General features: G+C 44.2%; 7 protein-coding genes. 4 read left to right on the plus strand and 3 right to left on the minus strand.

Annotated elements, in window-relative coordinates:
- The first annotated feature begins 87 nt into the window (after nucleotides 1–87).
- From B147_RS27640 to B147_RS0106705, 3 genes are all read left to right on the plus strand, one after another.
- Complete coding sequence (locus B147_RS27640; RefSeq protein ID WP_020586456.1) at nucleotides 88–339, plus strand: cyclophilin-like fold protein; 252 nt, start codon at nucleotides 88–90, stop codon at nucleotides 337–339.
- Between the two features lie 29 nt (nucleotides 340–368).
- Complete coding sequence (locus B147_RS33130; RefSeq protein ID WP_020586457.1) at nucleotides 369–707, plus strand: ATP-binding cassette domain-containing protein; 339 nt, start codon at nucleotides 369–371, stop codon at nucleotides 705–707.
- A gap of 95 nt (nucleotides 708–802) precedes the next feature.
- Nucleotides 803–1948, plus strand: a complete 1146-nt coding sequence (locus B147_RS0106705; RefSeq protein WP_020586458.1) for a DUF362 domain-containing protein — start codon at nucleotides 803–805, stop codon at nucleotides 1946–1948.
- 21 nt (nucleotides 1949–1969) lie between these two features.
- Here the strand turns inward: B147_RS0106705 and B147_RS32355 are convergent, their stop codons facing one another.
- The 3 genes from B147_RS32355 to B147_RS32365 are packed head-to-tail and all read right to left on the minus strand — an operon-like array spanning nucleotide 1970 to nucleotide 2847.
- On the minus strand, nucleotides 1970–2308 hold the full coding sequence (locus B147_RS32355; protein ID WP_245568949.1) for a dehydroquinate synthase/iron-containing alcohol dehydrogenase family protein: 339 nt from the start codon (nucleotides 2306–2308) through the stop codon (nucleotides 1970–1972).
- Nucleotides 2223–2504 carry a hypothetical protein gene (locus tag B147_RS33630; protein ID WP_483782820.1) on the minus strand — a complete coding sequence of 94 codons (282 nt, stop codon included), beginning with the start codon at nucleotides 2502–2504 and terminating at the stop codon, nucleotides 2223–2225. Before B147_RS33630 ends, B147_RS32355 begins: the two co-directional genes overlap by 86 nt.
- Nucleotides 2452–2847: an iron-containing alcohol dehydrogenase gene (locus B147_RS32365; protein ID WP_211216920.1), complete on the minus strand. Its 396-nt coding sequence runs from the start codon at nucleotides 2845–2847 to the stop codon at nucleotides 2452–2454. Before B147_RS32365 ends, B147_RS33630 begins: the two co-directional genes overlap by 53 nt.
- Before the next feature lie 491 nt (nucleotides 2848–3338).
- Between B147_RS32365 and B147_RS0106720 the strand changes: the two genes are divergently transcribed.
- On the plus strand, nucleotides 3339–3575 hold the full coding sequence (locus B147_RS0106720; protein WP_020586459.1) for a hypothetical protein: 237 nt from the start codon (nucleotides 3339–3341) through the stop codon (nucleotides 3573–3575).
- The last annotated feature ends 200 nt before the right edge of the window (nucleotides 3576–3775 follow it).

The following is a 3775-nucleotide window of genomic DNA, read 5'->3' on the forward strand; positions in this document are numbered from 1 at the left end:
CCTCAAACGTAACGACATTGCGTATGAAAGCCATAGAAAAAGAACGATGGCTCTCGCTAAAGAGTTAGGTGTTCAAGTGTCGCTGTAGTGTTAAGTATCAAAGTGGAAAACTACAGCAACAATGAAAAAATTTTCTACCCGCCCGAAAAACTGGACATCACCGCCACGCCCAAGGCCAAGGCCAAAGCTGGAACCCTGGCCTATTATGCGCCCTGGGGAAACGTGGTGATGTTTTTCGGCAACTTTGGTTCCGCTTCCGGATTGTACGAACTGGGCCATGCCGTATCCGGGCAAGAGTATATTAAGGAAATGTCGGGAACTATAGAACTTGAGAAATGACCCGTTTACGGTGGAAAGCATAAAATATCATGCCTGATCAGCCTGTTATCATCTTAAACGATATTCAGAAATCCTGTGCCGGGGTTGAGGTGCTCAAGGGCATCTGCCTTACCGCCAATAAGGGTGAGGTTATATCCATCATCGGGAGCAGCGGATCAGGAAAAAGCACCCTGCTGCGCTGTATCAACCTGTTGGTCACGCCGGACGCAGGAACGGTGGAAGTTTGCAGCAGCACGGTTGAGATGAAACAAAAACGGGCCAATGCCCGGGGCATGGTGCTTCCGGATGCAACCATCGTATTTTATGATAACGTCGATCTGGGATATCTGGATCTTATTGCCCGCAGAATTGATGCCATGCTGGGATAGACCTTTGCCTGGTCTTTTTAGCGATATGTATCGATAACTATTTGGAGTTAAAAGTTAAGCAGTAAAAAATATATCATATTTGAGAGGCCAGATTGATGAGCACTGTTTGGATAAAAAGCAATAAAGACAGAACAAAGCTGAAAGATGATGTCGCCTTACTCCTTGAAAAAGCAGCGGCGTGGGACTGGCTGGGCCAAAAAGATACCCCGGTGCTTTTAAAACCCAACCTGGTTGTCAATAAACCGGCATCGGCAGGCGCGACAACGACGCCGGCCATTGCGGAAGGACTTATCGAATGGCTTATCGATCATAATTTTTCAAACATCATCATAGCAGAGGGCTCAGGGGTTGGCTTCTCCACAACCAAGGCTTTTGATGTATGTGGCTATACATCGCTTGCGCAAAAATTCAATATTCCTTTGATTGATCTGCAAAAAGACAATTCGGTTATCAGAAAAACGCCCATGGGAGAATTTAAAATATGTACCACCATTGCAGACCTTGAAGCTGATGGCGGAAGTCTTATCAACCTTCCTTTGGTAAAGGGACATGGTCAGACGCGAATGACCTGTGCCCTGAAAAACCTGAAGGGATGTATTCCCAACACTGAAAAAAGACGCTATCACACCCTTGGTATTCACAAACCTGTTGCCTATCTTAATACCTGTATAAAACAGGCATTTGCCCTTGCTGACGGTTTAAATCCTGATCCCTACTGGGAAGAAGGAGGTAAGCCGCAAAAACTGGATCTTCTGCTCCTTGCCAAAGATCCGGTGGCCATGGACAGCTATGCCTGTCGTCTCTTAGGTTTTTCCGATGAATATGTTGAGTATCTATGCATAGCTGACAAACTGGGCATAGGTGACGGCCATACGTCTGACAGCGACATTGAAAATCTCGATAATACAACCATAGAGAACATTCTTGGCAGTCATGACCAAAATGAGATCAAACAGTGGATTAACACAATTGTGGATCAGAGATCCGCTTGCTCCTCCTGCTTTGGGAACCTTTCATCCGCGCTGAGAAATATCCGGGAAAACATACCGAATTTAAAAACACAGGCCCTCCCCTCTCTTTGTATCGGCCAGGCGTTTAAAGGCAAGCGCCTTGGTTCAACCCAGAGAGGTATCGGCGTTTGCACCGTTTCAAACGGCAATAAATCACTGCAGAGATGTCCTCCCTCCATGGAAAGTATCCTTACTTTTCTTAATAATGAATTTTTTGGCGATAATTTTTAAGGAGCAAAACCATGAAACAAATTAGAAGCATGCTTCCAAAATATTTAAAATTCCTTCAGTTGTCAGTTTCTTATATCCATTTTCAAGAATGAATGAAGATTCCGCTATTTTAGGCAGCATCTCTCTGGTGGCGCCAAGTTCTTCAAGGGAAGTGACGATGCCGCACTCTTTTATAAATTTCTCAAGGGCATCCAGACCTTCCCGGGCCACGGCATCCTTTGTTTTGCCATCAGGGGAAACGCCCCAGATTTCAGTGGCAAACCGGACAAATTTATCAAGGCCGTATGAAATAGATATGGCGATAATAGGGCAATGAAATCGCGGCGAGCCCCATGCCATGGGCACAGTCGGTGTAGGCACCCAGTTGGTGTTCAGTCATGTGAACTTCCCAGTCCTGGGCTTTTGAAACACCAGTAACGGTATTGAGCGCAAGGGTTGCATTCCACATGAGATTGCTTCTTGACTCATAATCTTCTGGATTTTTCAGGGCCGCCCGCAGATTATCAATGGATGCTTTCAGCAAGCCTTCGATAATATTTTTGAAACGGATCTTCATCGCAATACGCAGACACGGAAATGCCCTTTGCCAGGTCAATAACAGAGCCGCCGCCAACGGCCAGGATAGGACTGACATTATGATCACGTACAAGCTCAGCGCCTTCCATGAGTTTGGAATAAGTCGGATTGGGCATGACGCCTGATAGTTCGACCACCTTTTCCCCTGTATCTTTCAGGATGGTGATGACCTGATCGTAAAGGCCGATTCGTTTGATGGCATTTTTACCATAGGCCAGGAGAACGGTATCTCCATAATTGCTCAATTCATCTTTAAGGTTTCCAAGAGAATCTTTTCCAAAATAGATTTTTGTTGGATTGTAGAAGGTAAAATCCAAAAGCATAACAAACTCCTTTTTTTTTACATTTTTTATCATTACACCTCTGAAGCAGGAATGTTCATATATTAAGGATTCGCCTGTGGGGTGTAACTGTCTGTTTGTATGCAATAATTGCCTGATTCTTCATTTTATTTTATTTTTAGCTCTGCCCACAAATTTTTTGTGGGCGGAGCTTCTTTTTGTAGTTTTGTTGTGCAAACATTGAGAGGTCAAAAAATAAAGGCGAAACATCATAAAATGTAGTCTGAAAATTTGAGCCCGCCTACAAAATTTGGTATTAAATTTAGACCTACAGCACAATGAATCATATTCTCTACCTCTGAAAAATAAAAGTTCCGATGCAGTTGTTCTTGCAGCCGTTTTGACAAGCCTTCCCAGCAAAACATTGCGCGTTTTGGTATTAGAAGAAACAAATATCTGATATAGCTAAGGCCAAATCACGGACACCAACCCCAGGATTGAACAGAACGACCAAAAACCAACGAGGACAGGAAATGAACAGAGAACAGGAAAAGCTCAAAAGCATTTACATTGGCTACCACCCCCGGACGCATGACGGTAGCTCTCCACAAACACGCACTCTCAGTGACTCCATTGAAATAATGGACGACTTCAACAAAAGGCAGGAGAAGGGGAGGTTTCGGGCCGAGGTTGTTGAAATCGCCTACAGTGATCTTCACGCCGTTGCCGTTATGGAAACAACAATCGATAAAGTCTGGCAGTATATCTGATGCTTGTATGTTAGCGGATAACAAATAGAAGACTGTTTCATAGTCCTGAGAACGCCTATGCCGGGAGCATATGTACTTGATCTGTTATTGGTGAGAGGCTCTTACCTCAGCGCTGACGCATCAAAATTTATTATCAATGATATCAGGGGGGCGGAGCGACATCTAAAATTATTTTGTCGCAAAATTATAATAGACACTCT

This window comes from Desulfobacter curvatus DSM 3379 (genome assembly GCF_000373985.1).
Taxonomy (GTDB): domain Bacteria; phylum Desulfobacterota; class Desulfobacteria; order Desulfobacterales; family Desulfobacteraceae; genus Desulfobacter; species Desulfobacter curvatus.